This is a genomic window from Pseudomonas sp. PDM01 (assembly GCF_014852325.1).
Taxonomy (GTDB): domain Bacteria; phylum Pseudomonadota; class Gammaproteobacteria; order Pseudomonadales; family Pseudomonadaceae; genus Aquipseudomonas; species Aquipseudomonas migulae.
Genome location: NZ_JACVBK010000002.1, coordinates 115,386 through 131,493 on the forward strand (window position 1 = coordinate 115,386; position 16,108 = coordinate 131,493).

Annotated in this window: 16 protein-coding genes; all 16 read left to right on the forward strand. The window is 57.4% G+C overall.

Annotated features, from left to right (window positions below; all coding sequences use genetic code 11):
- Positions 1–288 precede the first annotated feature (288 nt).
- Entirely contained in the window at positions 289–2,187 is a 1,899-nt protein-coding gene (gene mnmG / locus IB246_RS05095; protein ID WP_008041445.1) for a tRNA uridine-5-carboxymethylaminomethyl(34) synthesis enzyme MnmG, read from the forward strand.
- Positions 2,184–2,828 (forward strand): 16S rRNA (guanine(527)-N(7))-methyltransferase RsmG, encoded by a 645-nt coding sequence (rsmG, locus tag IB246_RS05100; RefSeq protein WP_007948096.1) that lies wholly within the window; start codon positions 2,184–2,186, stop codon positions 2,826–2,828. Before mnmG ends, rsmG begins: the two co-directional genes overlap by 4 nt.
- 18 nt (positions 2,829–2,846) lie before the next feature.
- Positions 2,847–3,644: a ParA family protein gene (locus IB246_RS05105; protein WP_008027543.1), complete on the forward strand. Its 798-nt coding sequence runs from the start codon at positions 2,847–2,849 to the stop codon at positions 3,642–3,644.
- A 9-nt stretch (positions 3,645–3,653) separates the two neighbouring features.
- Complete coding sequence (locus IB246_RS05110; protein WP_008027541.1) at positions 3,654–4,526, forward strand: ParB/RepB/Spo0J family partition protein; 873 nt, start codon at positions 3,654–3,656, stop codon at positions 4,524–4,526.
- A gap of 148 nt (positions 4,527–4,674) precedes the next feature.
- Entirely contained in the window at positions 4,675–5,082 is a 408-nt protein-coding gene (locus tag IB246_RS05115; RefSeq protein WP_008027539.1) for a F0F1 ATP synthase subunit I, read from the forward strand.
- A gap of 16 nt (positions 5,083–5,098) precedes the next feature.
- Complete coding sequence (gene atpB / locus IB246_RS05120; RefSeq protein ID WP_008027537.1) at positions 5,099–5,968, forward strand: F0F1 ATP synthase subunit A; 870 nt, start codon at positions 5,099–5,101, stop codon at positions 5,966–5,968.
- Between the two features lie 133 nt (positions 5,969–6,101).
- Positions 6,102–6,359, forward strand: a complete 258-nt coding sequence (gene atpE, locus IB246_RS05125) for a F0F1 ATP synthase subunit C (protein ID WP_002555987.1) — start codon at positions 6,102–6,104, stop codon at positions 6,357–6,359.
- Positions 6,360–6,415: 56 nt separating this feature from the next.
- Entirely contained in the window at positions 6,416–6,886 is a 471-nt protein-coding gene (locus IB246_RS05130) for a F0F1 ATP synthase subunit B (RefSeq protein ID WP_008027535.1), read from the forward strand.
- A gap of 12 nt (positions 6,887–6,898) precedes the next feature.
- Positions 6,899–7,435, forward strand: coding sequence for a F0F1 ATP synthase subunit delta (locus tag IB246_RS05135; protein ID WP_008027533.1), 537 nt, complete (start codon positions 6,899–6,901; stop codon positions 7,433–7,435).
- A 21-nt stretch (positions 7,436–7,456) separates the two neighbouring features.
- Positions 7,457–9,001, forward strand: coding sequence for a F0F1 ATP synthase subunit alpha (gene atpA, locus IB246_RS05140; RefSeq protein WP_008041439.1), 1,545 nt, complete (start codon positions 7,457–7,459; stop codon positions 8,999–9,001).
- A gap of 50 nt (positions 9,002–9,051) precedes the next feature.
- Positions 9,052–9,912 carry a F0F1 ATP synthase subunit gamma gene (gene atpG, locus IB246_RS05145; protein WP_008027528.1) on the forward strand — a complete coding sequence of 287 codons (861 nt, stop codon included), beginning with the start codon at positions 9,052–9,054 and terminating at the stop codon, positions 9,910–9,912.
- A 27-nt stretch (positions 9,913–9,939) separates the two neighbouring features.
- Entirely contained in the window at positions 9,940–11,319 is a 1,380-nt protein-coding gene (gene atpD, locus IB246_RS05150) for a F0F1 ATP synthase subunit beta (RefSeq protein ID WP_008027526.1), read from the forward strand.
- A 45-nt stretch (positions 11,320–11,364) separates the two neighbouring features.
- Positions 11,365–11,790 carry a F0F1 ATP synthase subunit epsilon gene (locus IB246_RS05155; protein WP_007969909.1) on the forward strand — a complete coding sequence of 142 codons (426 nt, stop codon included), beginning with the start codon at positions 11,365–11,367 and terminating at the stop codon, positions 11,788–11,790.
- A gap of 116 nt (positions 11,791–11,906) precedes the next feature.
- The gene (glmU, locus tag IB246_RS05160; protein ID WP_032832630.1) at positions 11,907–13,274 is read left to right on the forward strand and encodes a bifunctional UDP-N-acetylglucosamine diphosphorylase/glucosamine-1-phosphate N-acetyltransferase GlmU; all 1,368 of its coding nucleotides are present in this window, start codon (positions 11,907–11,909) and stop codon (positions 13,272–13,274) included.
- 209 nt (positions 13,275–13,483) lie between these two features.
- Complete coding sequence (locus tag IB246_RS05165) at positions 13,484–14,260, forward strand: DeoR family transcriptional regulator (RefSeq protein ID WP_008027522.1); 777 nt, start codon at positions 13,484–13,486, stop codon at positions 14,258–14,260.
- A gap of 1 nt (position 14,261) precedes the next feature.
- The gene (gene glmS / locus IB246_RS05170; RefSeq protein ID WP_008041429.1) at positions 14,262–16,094 is read left to right on the forward strand and encodes a glutamine--fructose-6-phosphate transaminase (isomerizing); all 1,833 of its coding nucleotides are present in this window, start codon (positions 14,262–14,264) and stop codon (positions 16,092–16,094) included.
- Positions 16,095–16,108: the final 14 nt, after the last annotated feature.

Consider the following 16,108-nt stretch of genomic DNA (forward strand, 5'->3'; position numbering starts at 1 on the left):
GCCTCATTGGCACATGACCACAGGGTTTTGATTCTCTGTACATATTGAAAACAAAGGGCTGTACGAATCTATCCACAGAAATGGTGCTCAGTAGAAATAAACATAAAAACAAAGATTTAATAAATTTCTTTCTTTTTAATTTCTATAACCCGACTTCTCCACAGCTGGTTAAATTTTGTGCAAAGGGTTCTTTAGGAAGGGCGAAGTCCCTATACTTGTCGACCAGGTCCAAAAACCTGAGCTCAAACTATTCCTGAATTACCTACTTAAGCAGGCACGAGGTGCGTGGTGGATTTCCCTTCCCGTTTTGAAGTGATCGTCATCGGCGGCGGTCATGCCGGTACCGAGGCAGCACTGGCCTCAGCACGTATGGGGGCAAAAACCCTGTTGCTGACGCATAACGTGGAAACCCTCGGTGCCATGAGTTGCAACCCGGCCATCGGCGGGATCGGCAAAAGCCACTTGGTAAAAGAAATCGATGCCCTCGGCGGCGCGATGGCCATGGCTACCGATAAAGGCGGCATTCAGTTTCGCGTGTTGAACAGCCGCAAAGGCCCGGCCGTGCGTGCAACCCGCGCCCAGGCAGACCGGGTTCTGTACAAGGCCGCTGTCCGCGAAGCATTGGAAAACCAGCCGAACCTGTGGATATTTCAACAAGCCGCTGATGACCTGATCGTTGAACAGGAACAAGTGCGCGGTGTTGTCACCCAAATGGGCCTGCGTTTCTTCGCCGACTCCGTGGTGTTGACCACTGGCACCTTCCTCGGTGGACTTATCCACATCGGAATGCAGAATTATTCCGGTGGTCGTGCCGGTGATCCGCCGTCGATCGCCCTGGCTCGCCGTCTGCGCGAATTGCCACTGCGTGTTGGCCGATTGAAAACCGGTACTCCGCCGCGTATCGACGGTCGGTCTGTGGATTTCTCGGTGATGACCGAGCAAGCAGGTGATACGCCGATCCCGGTGATGTCGTTCATGGGTTCCAAAGAGCAGCATCCAAAACAGGTCAGCTGCTGGATTACCCACACCAACGCCCGGACCCACGAAATCATCGCAGCGAACCTCGACCGTTCGCCGATGTATTCCGATGCAGGGTTGATCGAAGGTATCGGCCCGCGTTACTGCCCGTCGATCGAAGACAAGATCCACCGCTTTGCCGACAAGGAAAGCCACCAGGTCTTCATCGAACCGGAAGGTTTGACCACTCACGAGCTGTACCCGAACGGGATATCCACATCCCTGCCGTTCGACGTGCAATTGCAGATCGTGCAATCGATTCGCGGCATGGAAAACGCGCACATCGTGCGTCCGGGCTACGCCATCGAGTACGACTACTTCGACCCGCGTGACCTGAAGTACAGCCTGGAAACCAAAGTCATCGGCGGTCTGTTTTTTGCCGGGCAAATCAATGGCACCACCGGATACGAAGAAGCCGGCGCCCAGGGTTTGCTGGCCGGGGCCAACGCTGCACTGCGTGCGCAAGGCAGAGACGCCTGGTGCCCGCGTCGCGACGAGGCTTACATCGGTGTGTTGGTTGACGACCTGATTACCCTTGGAACTCAAGAGCCGTACCGGATGTTCACATCCCGCGCCGAGTACCGTCTGATCTTGCGTGAAGACAACGCGGACCTGCGCCTGACCGAAAAAGGTCGCGAGCTGGGTCTGGTGGATGACGCGCGTTGGGCGGCGTTCTGCACCAAACGCGAAAGCATCGTGCTGGAAGAGCAGCGCCTGAAAAGTACCTGGGTTCGCCCGGGCACCGAGCAGGGCGATGCGATATCCGAAAAATTCGGCACGCCGCTGACTCACGAATACAACCTGCTCAACCTCTTGAGCCGTCCGGAAATCGACTACGCTGGTCTGATCGCCGTGACTGGCGGGGGCGCAGAAGATCCACAAGTCGCCGAGCAGGTCGAAATCAAGACCAAATACGCCGGTTATATCGATCGTCAGCAAGATGAAATCGCACGTCTGCGGGCGAGCGAAGACACGAAACTGCCTGTGGATATCGATTACACGAACATTTCCGGTCTCTCCAAAGAGATCCAGAGCAAGCTCGGTGCGACCCGTCCAGAAACACTGGGCCAGGCGTCACGCATTCCGGGTGTTACACCGGCAGCCATTTCGCTGTTGATGATTCATTTGAAAAAACGCGGCGCTGGCCGTCAGTTGGAGCAAAGCGCTTGAGTTCGTTGGTCACCTCGCAACACGCCGAAGAGTTATCCACAGGTGCTCGCCAGCTCGGTGTCACATTGACCGAAACCCAGCACGCGCAGTTGTTGGGTTATCTGGCCCTGTTGATCAAATGGAACAAGGCCTACAACCTGACCGCCGTGCGCGATCCGGACGAAATGGTCTCGCGTCACCTGCTCGATAGTCTGAGCGTGATGTCGTTCATCGAAAACGGTCGCTGGCTGGACGTTGGCAGTGGCGGCGGCATGCCGGGCATTCCACTTGCCATCCTGTTTCCAGAGTCCCAAGTGACCTGCCTGGACAGCAACGGCAAGAAAACCCGCTTCCTGACCCAGGTCAAACTCGAACTCAAACTGGATAACCTGCAAGTTATCCACAGTCGCGTCGAAGCCTTCCAGCCTGCACAGCCTTTCAACGGGATCATTTCCCGGGCGTTCAGCAGCATGGAGAACTTCAGCAACTGGACGCGCCACCTTGGCGATGCCGATACACGTTGGCTGGCAATGAAGGGCGTTCATCCGGCCGATGAGCTGGTAGCATTGCCGGCAGACTTCCACCTCGATAGCGAACACGCCCTGGCTGTACCTGGTTGCCAAGGCCAACGCCATCTGCTGATACTGCGCCGCACGGCATGATTGGGAACACAAGCAAGAATGGCTAAGGTATTCGCGATAGCGAACCAAAAGGGTGGTGTGGGTAAAACCACCACCTGCATCAACCTCGCAGCTTCCCTGGTTGCTACCAAGCGCCGGGTGCTGTTGATCGATCTCGATCCACAGGGCAACGCCACCATGGGTAGCGGTGTGGATAAACACGGCCTGGAAAACTCGGTCTACGACTTGCTGATCGGCGAATGCGATCTGGCCCAGGCCATGCACTTCTCCGAGCACGGTGGTTACCAGCTGTTGCCGGCCAACCGCGACCTGACCGCGGCCGAAGTGGTTCTGCTGGAAATGCAGATGAAGGAAAGCCGCCTGCGCAGCGCGCTGGCGCCGATCCGTGAAAACTACGATTACATTTTGATCGACTGCCCGCCGTCGCTGTCGATGCTCACGCTGAACGCTTTGGTCGCGGCTGACGGGGTAATTATCCCCATGCAGTGCGAGTACTTTGCGCTCGAAGGCTTGAGCGACCTTGTGGATAACATCAAGCGCATCGCAGAACTGCTGAACCCGAACCTGAAAGTCGAAGGCCTGTTGCGCACGATGTATGACCCGCGCCTGAGCCTGATGAACGACGTGTCGGCGCAGTTGAAAGAACACTTCGGCGAGCAGCTCTACGACACGGTTATCCCGCGTAACATCCGCCTGGCCGAAGCGCCAAGCTATGGCATGCCGGCGCTGGCTTACGACAAGACTTCGCGGGGCGCCATTGCCTATCTGGCACTTGCCGGCGAGATGGTTCGCCGTCAGCGCAAAAACTCACGCACTGCCGCAGCTCAGGCAACTTAAGGAATCCCCATGGCCGTCAAGAAACGAGGTCTCGGACGTGGACTGGATGCACTGCTGAGCGGTCCGACCGTCAGCTCGCTGGAAGAGCAGGCTGTACAAGCCGATCAGCGTGAGCTGCAGCATTTGCCCCTGGACCTGATCCAGCGCGGCAAGTACCAGCCGCGTCGGGACATGGACCCGCAGGCGCTGGAAGAACTGGCGCAATCGATCAAGGCCCAGGGCGTGATGCAGCCGATTGTGGTTCGCCCGATCGGCAGCGGCCGCTTCGAAATCATCGCCGGCGAACGTCGCTGGCGTGCCAGCCAGCAGGCTGGCCAGGAAACCATCCCGGCGATGGTGCGCGATGTGCCGGATGAAACCGCCATCGCCATGGCGCTGATCGAGAACATCCAGCGCGAAGACCTCAATCCGATCGAAGAAGCGGTGGCCCTGCAGCGTTTGCAGCAGGAATTCCAGCTGACTCAGCAACAAGTGGCCGAAGCGGTGGGCAAATCCCGCGTGACTGTGGCCAACCTGCTACGCTTGATCGCATTGCCGGAAGTTATCAAGACCATGCTGTCGCACGGTGACCTGGAAATGGGTCATGCCCGTGCTTTGCTTGGTTTGCCGGAGAATCAACAGGTTGAAGGGGCGCGACATGTTGTCGCACGGGGGCTGACTGTGCGCCAGACTGAGGCACTGGTTCGCCAGTGGTTGAGTGGCAAACAGGAGCCTGCCGAACCGGTAAAACCGGACCCGGATATCGCCCGACTCGAGCAGCGTCTGGCTGAGCGCCTAGGCTCTGCGGTGCAGATCCGACACGGAAAGAAGGGGAAAGGGCAGTTGGTAATTGGTTACAACTCCCTTGATGAGCTTCAGGGTGTGCTCGCACACATTCGCTGAAACATTTCCTCATGTAGCGTGCAGTCGGAAATCACTACCTGACAGTTGAATAGGGGCAGAACCGCCCCTATACTCTGCGCGCATTTTGTCGGCACAAATTATGCCAAGTTATTGAATTCTGGCAGCCGACCATTGGGGAGTATTAGTGATGGAAACCCGCACGCCAAACCGCTTGCCGTTCCATCGCCTGGCAGTTTTTCCGGTGTTGATGGCTCAGTTTGTCGTGTTGCTGATCGCCGCTTTGGCGCTGTGGCAATGGCACGGAGTCGTTGCCGGGTACTCAGGACTCTGCGGAGGCCTGATAGCCTTGCTACCCAATGTTTATTTCGCTCACAGGGCATTTCGGTTTTCCGGCGCCCGAGCAGCTCAAGCCATCGTCCGGTCTTTTTATGCCGGCGAGGCGGGCAAACTGATTTTGACGGCAGTGCTTTTTGCATTGACGTTTGCAGGTGTGAAGCCATTGGCGCCGCTAGCTGTATTCGGCGTCTTCGTGTTGACCCAACTGGTCAGCTGGTTCGCGCCCCTGCTGATGAGAACAAGACTTTCGAGACCTTAGGGCGTTTGAGGCAACCATGGCAGAAACAACCGCTTCGGGCTATATCCAGCACCACTTGCAGAACCTGACCTTCGGTCAGCACCCAACCGGCGGGTGGGGTTTTGCCCACACCGCAGCAGAAGCCAAAGAAATGGGCTTCTGGGCTTTCCACGTCGATACCCTCGGCTGGTCGGTCGCTTTGGGTCTGATCTTCGTTCTTCTTTTCCGCATGGCGGCAAAGAAAGCGACTTCCGGTCAGCCTGGTGCTTTGCAGAACTTCGTTGAAGTATTGGTCGAATTCGTCGATGGCAGCGTGAAAGACAGCTTCCATGGCCGTAGCCCGGTGATTGCACCGCTGGCACTGACCATCTTCGTCTGGGTCTTCCTGATGAACGCCGTCGACCTGATCCCGGTCGACTGGATTCCTCAGCTGGCCATCCTGATCACTGGTGATGCGCACATTCCGTTCCGTGCCGTATCGACCACTGACCCGAACGCTACCCTGGGCATGGCCCTGTCGGTGTTCGCGTTGATCATTTTCTACAGCATCAAGGTCAAGGGCATCGGCGGCTTTGTCGGCGAGCTGACCCTGCACCCGTTCGGCAGCAAGAACATCTTCGTTCAGGCCCTGCTGATTCCGGTGAACTTCCTGCTGGAGTTCGTGACGCTGGTAGCCAAGCCAATCTCCCTGGCACTGCGTCTGTTCGGCAACATGTACGCCGGCGAGCTGGTCTTCATTCTGATTGCTGTGATGTTCGGCAGCGGTCTGCTCTGGCTTAGCGGCCTGGGCGTAGTTCTGCAGTGGGCGTGGGCTGTGTTCCACATCCTGATCATCACCCTGCAGGCGTTTATCTTCATGATGCTGACCATCGTTTACCTTTCGATGGCGCACGAAGAGAACCATTAAGGCCAGTCTCGACTAGTCTGATGTCCCACCCGGTCAAACGGGTGGGGGCCCGAACAGGGCTATGAAACGATTTGTTTTACCGCTTTAAAATCTAAAAAACCTAAACCATACGACGTAAAAGTCGGGAGGAAAGATGGAAACTGTAGTTGGTCTAACCGCTATCGCTGTTGCACTGTTGATCGGCCTGGGCGCACTGGGTACCGCAATTGGTTTCGGCCTGTTGGGCGGCAAGTTCCTGGAAGGCGCAGCGCGTCAGCCAGAAATGGTTCCAATGCTGCAAGTTAAAATGTTCATCGTTGCCGGTCTGCTCGACGCCGTAACCATGATCGGTGTTGGTATCGCTCTGTTCTTCACCTTCGCGAACCCATTCGTTGGTCAACTCGCTGGCTAATCACTCGAACCTTCGAGTGATTGGTTTGATGTGCAACGAACGAGCGAGGTGTTGGCGTGAACATTAATGCAACCCTGATTGGCCAGTCCGTTGCGTTCTTCATTTTTGTACTGTTTTGCATGAAGTTCGTGTGGCCTCCGGTCATCGCGGCTTTGCACGAACGTCAGAAGAAGATCGCGGATGGACTGGACGCTGCCGCCCGAGCAGCTCGCGACCTGGAGTTGGCCCAAGATAAAGCGGGTCAACAACTGCGCGAAGCTAAGGCTCAGGCAGCTGAAATCATTGAGCAAGCCAAGAAACGCGGTAACCAGATTGTTGAAGAGGCTGTTGAAAAAGCCCGTATCGACGCTGACCGTGTGAAGGTTCAGGCTCAGGCCGAGATCGAGCAGGAACTGAACAGTGTCAAAGACGCGCTGCGTGCCCAACTGGGTGCACTGGCCGTTGGCGGCGCCGAGAAGATCCTGGGTGCCACAATCGATCAAAACGCGCACGCGGAGCTGGTAAACAAACTGGCTGCTGAAATTTAAGCGAGGGCGATCATGGCAGAATTGACCACGTTGGCCCGACCTTACGCTAAGGCAGCCTTCGAGCACGCCCAGGCCCACCAGCAACTGGCCTCTTGGTCAGCCATGCTCGGCCTGGCTGCAGCAGTGTCGCAAGACGACACCATGCAGCGCGTGCTCAAGGCCCCGCGACTGACGAGCGCAGACAAGGCCGCCACGTTTATTGACGTGTGCGGCGACAAGTTTGATGCCAAGGCACAGAACTTCATCAACGTCGTTGCCGAAAACGACCGTCTCCCGCTGTTGCCGGAGATATCCGCTCTGTTCGACCTGTACAAGGCCGAACAAGAGAAGTCGGTAGACGTTGAAGTGACCAGTGCTTTTGCATTGAACCAAGAACAGCAAGACAAACTCGCCAAGGTTCTCAGTGCACGACTCAACCGGGAAGTGCGCCTGCAAGTCGAGGAAGACAAATCCCTTATTGGGGGCATTGTCATCCGCGCCGGCGACCTGGTTATCGATGGCTCGGTTCGCGGCAAACTCGCGAGCCTTGCCGAAGCATTGAAATCTTGAGTTTGAAGGGGCAGCAGAGCAATGCAGCAACTCAATCCTTCCGAAATAAGTGAAATTATCAAGGGCCGCATCGACAAGCTCGATGTGACCTCCCAAGCCCGTAACGAAGGCACTGTCGTCAGCGTATCTGACGGTATCGTGCGGATTCACGGTCTGGCCGACGTAATGTACGGCGAGATGATCGAGTTTCCGGGCGGCGTCTTCGGTATGGCCCTCAACCTGGAGCAAGACTCTGTAGGTGCCGTTGTATTGGGCGCATACCAGACTCTGGCTGAAGGCATGAGCGCCAAGTGCACCGGCCGCATCCTCGAAGTTCCGGTTGGTAAGGAACTGCTGGGTCGCGTAGTCGACGCACTGGGTAACCCAGTTGACGGCAAAGGTCCGCTGAACAACACCGAGACCGACGCGGTCGAGAAAGTTGCTCCAGGCGTGATCTGGCGTAAGTCGGTAGACCAGCCTGTACAGACTGGCTACAAGGCTGTCGATGCCATGATCCCTGTCGGCCGTGGCCAGCGTGAGCTGATCATCGGTGACCGTCAGATCGGTAAAACCGCTCTGGCGATCGACGCGATCATCAACCAGAAAAACAGCGGCATTTTCTGCGTCTACGTAGCGATCGGTCAGAAACAATCGACCATCGCCAACGTGGTTCGCAAGCTGGAAGAAAACGGCGCACTGGCTAACACCATCGTCGTGGCAGCGAGCGCTTCGGAATCTGCAGCACTGCAATTCCTGGCACCGTACTCCGGTTGCACCATGGGTGAATTCTTCCGCGACCGCGGTGAAGACGCGCTGATCGTTTATGACGATCTGTCCAAGCAAGCAGTGGCTTACCGCCAGATTTCCCTGCTGCTGCGCCGTCCACCAGGCCGTGAAGCTTACCCAGGCGACGTGTTCTATCTCCACTCCCGTCTGCTGGAGCGCGCATCCCGCGTTTCGGAAGAATACGTAGAGAAGTTCACCAACGGCGCAGTGACCGGCAAAACCGGTTCCCTGACCGCACTGCCGATCATCGAAACCCAGGCTGGCGACGTTTCCGCGTTCGTTCCGACCAACGTGATTTCCATCACCGACGGTCAGATCTTCCTGGAATCGGCCATGTTCAACTCCGGGATCCGTCCTGCTGTGAACGCCGGTGTTTCGGTATCCCGTGTGGGTGGTGCCGCTCAGACCAAGATCATCAAGAAGCTCTCCGGTGGTATCCGTACCGCTCTGGCTCAGTACCGTGAACTGGCGGCATTCGCCCAGTTCGCTTCTGACCTGGACGAAGCGACCCGTAAGCAACTTGAGCATGGTCAGCGCGTTACCGAGCTGATGAAGCAGAAGCAATACGCACCAATGTCGATCGCTGACATGGCGCTGTCGCTGTATGCCGCTGAGCGTGGGTTCCTGACTGACGTTGAAATCGCCAAGATCGGCAGCTTCGAACAAGCGCTGATTGCTTTCTTCAACCGCGATCACGCCGAATTGATGGCGAAGATCAACGTGAAGGGTGACTTCAATGACGAAATCGACGCTGGCATGAAAGCCGGTATCGAGAAGTTCAAGGCCACCCAAACCTGGTAAGCCGCAGCGGGAGCCGCAAGGCTCCCGCTTGCTAACCTGATAGGTGTTACATGGCAGGCGCAAAAGAGATTCGCAGTAAGATTGCGAGCATCAAAAGCACGCAAAAGATTACCAGCGCCATGGAAAAAGTGGCGGTCAGTAAAATGCGCAAGGCACAAATGCGCATGGCTGCTAGCCGTCCTTACGCGGAGCGCATCCGCCAGGTTATTGGCCATTTGGCCAACGCTAACCCGGAATATCGCCACCCATTCATGATCGACCGTGAAGTAAAGCGCGTTGGTTATGTCGTGGTGAGCAGTGACCGTGGTCTGTGTGGTGGCTTGAACACCAACCTGTTCAAGGCTCTGGTCAAGGACATGGCGGTAAACCGCGAAAACGGCGTCGAGATTGATCTGTGTGTTGTTGGTAGCAAGGGTGCGGCTTTTTTCCGCAACTTCGGCGGTAACGTCGTAGCAGCTATCAGCCACCTGGGTGAAGAGCCGTCGATCAATGACCTGATCGGCAGCGTCAAGGTGATGCTGGATGCCTACCTGGACGGCCGTATTGACCGCCTGTCCGTGGTGTCCAACAAGTTCATCAACACCATGACGCAAACGCCTACCGTGGAGCAGTTGATTCCACTGGTGGCAACCCCGGATCAAGGACTCAAGCACCACTGGGATTATCTGTACGAACCGGACGCCAAAGAGCTGCTTGACGGCTTGATGGTCCGTTACGTGGAGTCGCAGGTCTACCAGGCGGTGGTCGAGAACAACGCGGCTGAACAAGCTGCGCGGATGATCGCGATGAAGAACGCTACCGACAACGCCGGTGATTTGATCAGCGATTTGCAGCTGGTCTACAACAAGGCGCGTCAGGCTGCGATCACCCAAGAGATCTCGGAAATCGTCGGCGGCGCTGCCGCGGTTTAACGGTTCAAATATTCAGAGGATCCAGCTATGAGTAGCGGACGTATCGTTCAAATCATCGGCGCCGTTATCGACGTGGAATTCCCACGCGACAGCGTACCGAGCATCTACAACGCTTTGAGTGTAAAAAGCGATGCAGGCACCACTCTCGAAGTTCAGCAGCAGCTGGGCGACGGCGTGGTTCGTACCATTGCGATGGGTTCCACCGAGGGCTTGAAGCGCGGTCTGGAAGTCACCGACTCTGGCGCAGCCATCTCCGTACCGGTCGGTAAAGCGACTCTGGGCCGGATCATGGACGTACTGGGCAACCCGATCGACGAAGCTGGCCCGATCGCCACCGAAGAGCGCTGGGGCATTCACCGTCCTGCGCCAACCTTCGCTGAGCAAGCGGGCGGCAACGACCTGCTGGAAACCGGCATCAAGGTTATCGACCTGGTTTGCCCGTTCGCCAAGGGTGGTAAAGTTGGTCTGTTCGGTGGTGCCGGTGTAGGCAAAACCGTAAACATGATGGAACTGATCCGTAACATCGCCATCGAGCACAGCGGTTATTCCGTGTTCGCCGGTGTGGGTGAGCGTACTCGTGAGGGTAACGACTTCTACCACGAGATGAAGGACTCCAACGTTCTGGACAAAGTGGCACTGGTTTACGGTCAGATGAACGAGCCGCCGGGTAACCGTCTGCGCGTAGCACTGACCGGCCTGACCATGGCCGAGAAGTTCCGTGACGAAGGTAACGACGTTCTGCTGTTCGTCGACAACATCTATCGTTACACCCTGGCCGGTACTGAAGTATCCGCACTGCTGGGCCGTATGCCTTCCGCAGTAGGTTACCAGCCGACCCTGGCCGAAGAGATGGGTACTCTGCAAGAGCGTATCACTTCGACCAAAAACGGTTCGATCACCTCGATCCAAGCGGTATACGTACCTGCGGATGACTTGACTGACCCGTCGCCAGCGACCACCTTCGCCCACTTGGACGCGACCGTCGTTCTGTCCCGTGACATCGCTTCCCTGGGTATCTACCCAGCGGTCGATCCACTCGACTCGACTTCTCGCCAGCTGGACCCGAACGTAATCGGCCAGGACCACTACGATACCGCTCGCGGTGTACAGTACGTTCTGCAGCGTTACAAAGAACTGAAGGACATCATTGCGATCCTGGGTATGGACGAGCTGTCGGAAGCCGACAAGCAGTTGGTAAACCGTGCTCGTAAGATCCAGCGCTTCTTGTCGCAGCCGTTCTTCGTGGCTGAAGTCTTCACCGGTGCCTCGGGTAAATACGTTTCCCTGAAAGACACCATTGCTGGCTTCAAAGGCATCCTCAACGGTGACTACGACCACCTGCCAGAACAAGCGTTCTACATGGTCGGCGGCATCGAAGAAGCGATCGAGAAAGCCAAGAAACTGTAATCCCGGCGCCCGGCAACGGGCGCTAATTTAGGTTGAGGCAATCAGATGGCTATGACAGTCCATTGCGATATCGTCAGCGCGGAAGGAGAAATCTTTTCCGGCCTGGTCGAGATGGTGATTGCGCACGGTGCACTGGGTGATCTTGGTATCGCCCTGGGCCACGCGCCGCTGATCACTAATCTCAAGCCTGGCCCGATCCGCCTGGTCAAGCAGGGCGGGGAAGAGGAGGTGTATTACATCTCCGGTGGTTTCCTCGAGGTTCAGCCGAACATGGTCAAGGTTCTTGCCGACACCGTGCAACGAGCTGCCGACCTGGACGAAGCCTCCGCTCAGGAAGCCGTTAAGGCTGCCGAGAAGGCCTTGCATGAGCGGGGCGCGGAATTCGATTACGGTTCTGCTGCCGCACGTCTGGCCGAGGCTGCAGCTCAGCTGCGCACCGTCCAGCAGATCCGCAAGAAGTTTGGCCACTAACAGGCCATCACTTGTTGCGCGATTGATTAAAAAGGGTAGCCTCGGCTACCCTTTTTTCTTTTCCGATTTTCATAACCTGGTCGCAGCCGCTGACCATCCAGGATTGGTAGCCAGTCATGTCTCTTGAAATTGTTATCCTCGCTGCCGGCCAAGGCACTCGCATGCGCTCGGCACTGCCGAAAGTCCTGCATCCGATTGCCGGCAACTCGATGCTTGGCCATGTTATCCACAGCGCGCGGCAACTTGATCCACAGCGCATCCACGTGGTGATTGGCCATGGTGCCGACGCCGTACGTGAGCGACTGGCAGCCGATGATCTGAATTTCGTCCTGCAGGACAAACAGCTGGGTACTGGCCACGCGGTTGCTCAGGCAGTGCCGTTCATTGAGTCCGACACCGTCCTGATTCTTTACGGCGACGTGCCGTTGATCGAAGTCGAGACCCTTCAACGTCTGCTCAAGCAGGTTGCACCGCAGCAATTGGGTTTGCTGACCGTTCAGCTGGATGATCCAACCGGCTATGGCCGCATCGTTCGTGATGCTGCCGGCAAGGTGACGGCTATCGTCGAGCAGAAAGACGCAAACGAAGCCGAGCGTGCGATCACTGAAGGCAACACCGGCATTCTCGCGCTGCCGTTTGCGCAACTGGGCGGCTGGATGAGCCGTCTTTCCAACAACAACGCCCAGGGCGAGTACTACCTGACTGACGTGATTGCCATGGCAGTCAGCGATGGTCTGGTGGTGGCGACCGAGCAGCCTCACGATGCGATGGAAGTGCAGGGCGCCAATGATCGCAAGCAGCTTTCCGAGCTCGAGCGTCATTATCAACTGCGCGCGGGTCGTCGTTTGATGGCCCAGGGCGTGACCCTGCGCGACCCGGCACGTTTCGATGTCCGTGGTGACATCACTGTCGGTCGCGATGTGCTGATCGACATCAACGTGATTCTCGAAGGCAAGGTTGTCATCGAAGATGACGTGGTGATCGGCCCGAACTGCGTGATCAAGGACAGCACTTTGCGCAAAGGCGTGGTGATCAAGGCCAACAGCCATATCGAAGGCGCGATCATGGGCGAAGGCAGTGATGCCGGTCCATTCGCACGCTTGCGTCCCGGCTCTGTGCTGGAGGCTCGCGCGCATGTGGGTAACTTTGTCGAGCTGAAAAACGCTCACATGGGCGAAGGCGCCAAGGCCGGTCACTTGGCGTATCTGGGCGATGCCGAGATTGGCGCACGCACCAACATCGGTGCGGGTACCATCACGTGCAACTATGACGGTGCCAACAAGTGGAAAACCGTGTTGGGTGAGGATGTGTTCATCGGTTCCAACAACTCGTTGGTGGCGCCTGTGGATATCTCTAGCGGTGCGACCACTGCGGCCGGATCGACAATTACGCAGAATGTGGATAAAGAGCAACTGGCCGTCGGACGTGCGCGCCAGAAGAATATCGATGGCTGGAAACGGCCAGTGAAAATCAAAAAGGCCTGAGTTATCCACAGTTCATGACATCGCCTTCGCGGGCAAGCCTCGCTCCTACAGGATTCGTTCACTATCGGAGAACGACGTGAAATCTGTAGGAGCGAGGCTTGCCCGCGAAGCTTTTATCCACAGACCTTTTTATCGCCTCGCGCTTGACGAAGTTTCGCCAATAGGTTTTGATTGCTTCCGTTATCTTTCGAATCGAAACTTACCAGGTCATGTCGAAGCGCAATACACCTCAACGCCGTCACAATATCCTCGCCTTGCTCAATGAGCAGGGCGAAGTCAGTGTTGATGAACTGGCCAAGCGCTTCGAAACCTCGGAAGTTACGATTCGCAAGGACCTGGCGGCGCTCGAAAGCAATGGTCTTTTGTTGCGCCGGTATGGCGGTGCGATCACCATGCCTCAGGAACTGGTCGCCGATATCGGGCAACCGGTTTCCAGGTACAAACAGGCAATCGCCCGCGCTGCCGTTGCGCGGATCCGCGAGCATGCACGGATCATCATCGACAGCGGCAGCACCACGGCAGCGATGATTCCGGAACTCGGTCAACAGCCGGGCCTGGTGGTGATGACCAACTCGCTTCATGTCGCCAACGCCTTGAGTGAACTCGAGCACGAACCGGTGCTGCTGATGACCGGCGGTACCTGGGACCCGCATTCCGAGTCTTTCCAGGGGCAGGTCGCCGAGCAAGTACTGCGCTCCTACGATTTCGATCAGTTGTTCATCGGTGCCGACGGCATCGACCTGGTGCGCGGTACCACCACTTTCAATGAATTGCTGGGACTCAGCCGCGTCATGGCGGATGTTGCCCGTGAAGTGATTGTGATGGTGGAGTCCGACAAGATAGGCCGCAAGATTCCCAACCTGGAGCTGCCATGGAGCAGCGTCCATACCCTAATTACCGATGATCGCCTGCCGCTGGAGGCACGCGATCAGATACAAGCCCGCGGTATCACGCTGATATGCGCGGCTGTCAGTCAGGAGAAATAGCATGTGTGGAATTGTCGGTGCAGTCGCAGAACGTAACATCACTGCCATCCTCCTCGAAGGCCTCAAGCGCCTGGAATACCGTGGCTATGACAGCGCCGGTGTGGCGGTCTATACCAATGACCAACAGCTCGAGCGCATGCGTCGTCCGGGTAAAGTCAGCGAGCTGGAACTGGCGCTCGAAGCCGAGCCGCTGGCCGGCCGCCTGGGCATCGCCCACACTCGCTGGGCCACTCACGGTGCGCCGTGCGAGCGCAACGCTCACCCGCATTTTTCCGGTGATCTGGCGGTGGTGCACAACGGCATCATCGAGAACTACGAAGCCCTGCGCGAACAACTCAAGGCATTGGGTTACGTGTTCACATCGGACACCGACACTGAAGTCATCGCCCACCTGCTGAACCACAAACTCAAGGATCTGAACGACCTGACCGTGGCCCTCAAGGCCACCGTTAAAGAGTTGCACGGTGCTTACGGCCTGGCCGTGATCAGCGCTCGGCAACCGGATCGTCTGCTCGCCGCTCGCAGTGGCAGCCCGTTGGTGATCGGCCTTGGCCTGGGTGAAAACTTCCTCGCTTCCGACCAATTGGCCCTGCGCCAGGTTACTGACCGCTTCATGTACCTGGAAGAAGGCGATATCGCCGAAATTCGTCGCGATAGCGTGCAGATCTGGGACGTTAGCGGCAAGGTCGTCGAGCGCCAAACCGTGCAGTATCGTGACGGTGCCGACGTGGCTGACAAGGGCGAGTTCCGCCACTTCATGCTCAAGGAAATCCACGAACAACCGGCTGTGGTGCAGCGTACCCTCGAAGGTCGTCTGAGCCCGGACGGTGTGTTGGTGCAAGCTTTCGGCCCACAGGCTGCCGAGCTGTTCGCCAAAGTGCGCAACGTGCAGATCGTCGCCTGCGGCACCAGCTACCACGCCGGCATGGTCGCCCGTTACTGGCTGGAAGAACTGGCCGGCATCCCGTGCCAGGTCGAAGTCGCCAGTGAATTCCGCTATCGCAAAGTCGTGGTGCAGCCCGACACCCTGTTCGTGACCATTTCCCAGTCCGGCGAAACCGCCGACACCCTGGCCGCGCTGCGCAACGCCAAGGAGCTGGGCTTCCTCGCCAGCCTGGCGATCTGCAACGTCGGCATCAGCTCGCTGGTGCGTGAGTCCGACCTGACCTTGCTGACCCAGGCCGGTCGCGAAATCGGCGTGGCCTCGACCAAAGCCTTCACCACTCAATTGGTTGGCCTGCTGTTGCTGACGCTGTCCCTCGGTCAGGTGCGCGGCACTTTGGCCAAAGGCGTCGAAGCCACCCTGGTCGAAGAACTGCGTCGCCTGCCTACCCGTCTTGGCGAAGCCCTGGCCATGGACAGCACGGTGGAGAAAATCGCCGAGCTGTTCGCCGAGAAACACCACACCCTGTTTCTCGGTCGTGGCGCGCAATTCCCGGTAGCGATGGAAGGTGCCCTGAAACTTAAGGAAATCTCCTACATCCACGCTGAAGCCTACCCGGCCGGCGAACTGAAGCACGGCCCGTTGGCGCTTGTGGATAACGACATGCCGGTAGTGACCGTGGCGCCCAACAACGAACTGCTGGAGAAGTTGAAGTCCAACCTCCAGGAAGTGCGCGCCCGTGGCGGCCAACTGATCGTCTTCGCAGACGAACAGGCCGGCATGACCAACGGCGAAGGCACCCACGTTGTGCACATGCCGCACATTCACGACATTCTGTCGCCGATCCTCTACACCATCCCGCTGCAGTTGCTGTCGTACTACGTCGCGGTGTTGAAAGGCACAGACGTTGACCAGCCGCGCAACCTGGCGAAGTCAGTCACCGTGGAATAAGTTATCCACAGCTG

What these genes read in the sequence shown, in the direction of transcription:
- IB246_RS05115 (WP_008027539.1), top strand. Translation starts at nt 4,675, where the DNA reads ATGGAAACCCGCACGCCAAACCGCTTGCCGTTCCATCGCCTGGCAGTT.
- atpE (WP_002555987.1), top strand. Translation starts at nt 6,102, where the DNA reads ATGGAAACTGTAGTTGGTCTAACCGCTATCGCTGTTGCACTGTTGATC.
- atpB (WP_008027537.1), top strand. Translation starts at nt 5,099, where the DNA reads ATGGCAGAAACAACCGCTTCGGGCTATATCCAGCACCACTTGCAGAAC.
- IB246_RS05110 (WP_008027541.1), top strand. Translation starts at nt 3,654, where the DNA reads ATGGCCGTCAAGAAACGAGGTCTCGGACGTGGACTGGATGCACTGCTG.
- atpD (WP_008027526.1), top strand. Translation starts at nt 9,940, where the DNA reads ATGAGTAGCGGACGTATCGTTCAAATCATCGGCGCCGTTATCGACGTG.
- atpG (WP_008027528.1), top strand. Translation starts at nt 9,052, where the DNA reads ATGGCAGGCGCAAAAGAGATTCGCAGTAAGATTGCGAGCATCAAAAGC.
- IB246_RS05155 (WP_007969909.1), top strand. Translation starts at nt 11,365, where the DNA reads ATGGCTATGACAGTCCATTGCGATATCGTCAGCGCGGAAGGAGAAATC.
- atpA (WP_008041439.1), top strand. Translation starts at nt 7,457, where the DNA reads ATGCAGCAACTCAATCCTTCCGAAATAAGTGAAATTATCAAGGGCCGC.
- glmS (WP_008041429.1), top strand. Translation starts at nt 14,262, where the DNA reads ATGTGTGGAATTGTCGGTGCAGTCGCAGAACGTAACATCACTGCCATC.
- IB246_RS05135 (WP_008027533.1), top strand. Translation starts at nt 6,899, where the DNA reads ATGGCAGAATTGACCACGTTGGCCCGACCTTACGCTAAGGCAGCCTTC.
- IB246_RS05105 (WP_008027543.1), top strand. Translation starts at nt 2,847, where the DNA reads ATGGCTAAGGTATTCGCGATAGCGAACCAAAAGGGTGGTGTGGGTAAA.
- IB246_RS05165 (WP_008027522.1), top strand. Translation starts at nt 13,484, where the DNA reads ATGTCGAAGCGCAATACACCTCAACGCCGTCACAATATCCTCGCCTTG.
- glmU (WP_032832630.1), top strand. Translation starts at nt 11,907, where the DNA reads ATGTCTCTTGAAATTGTTATCCTCGCTGCCGGCCAAGGCACTCGCATG.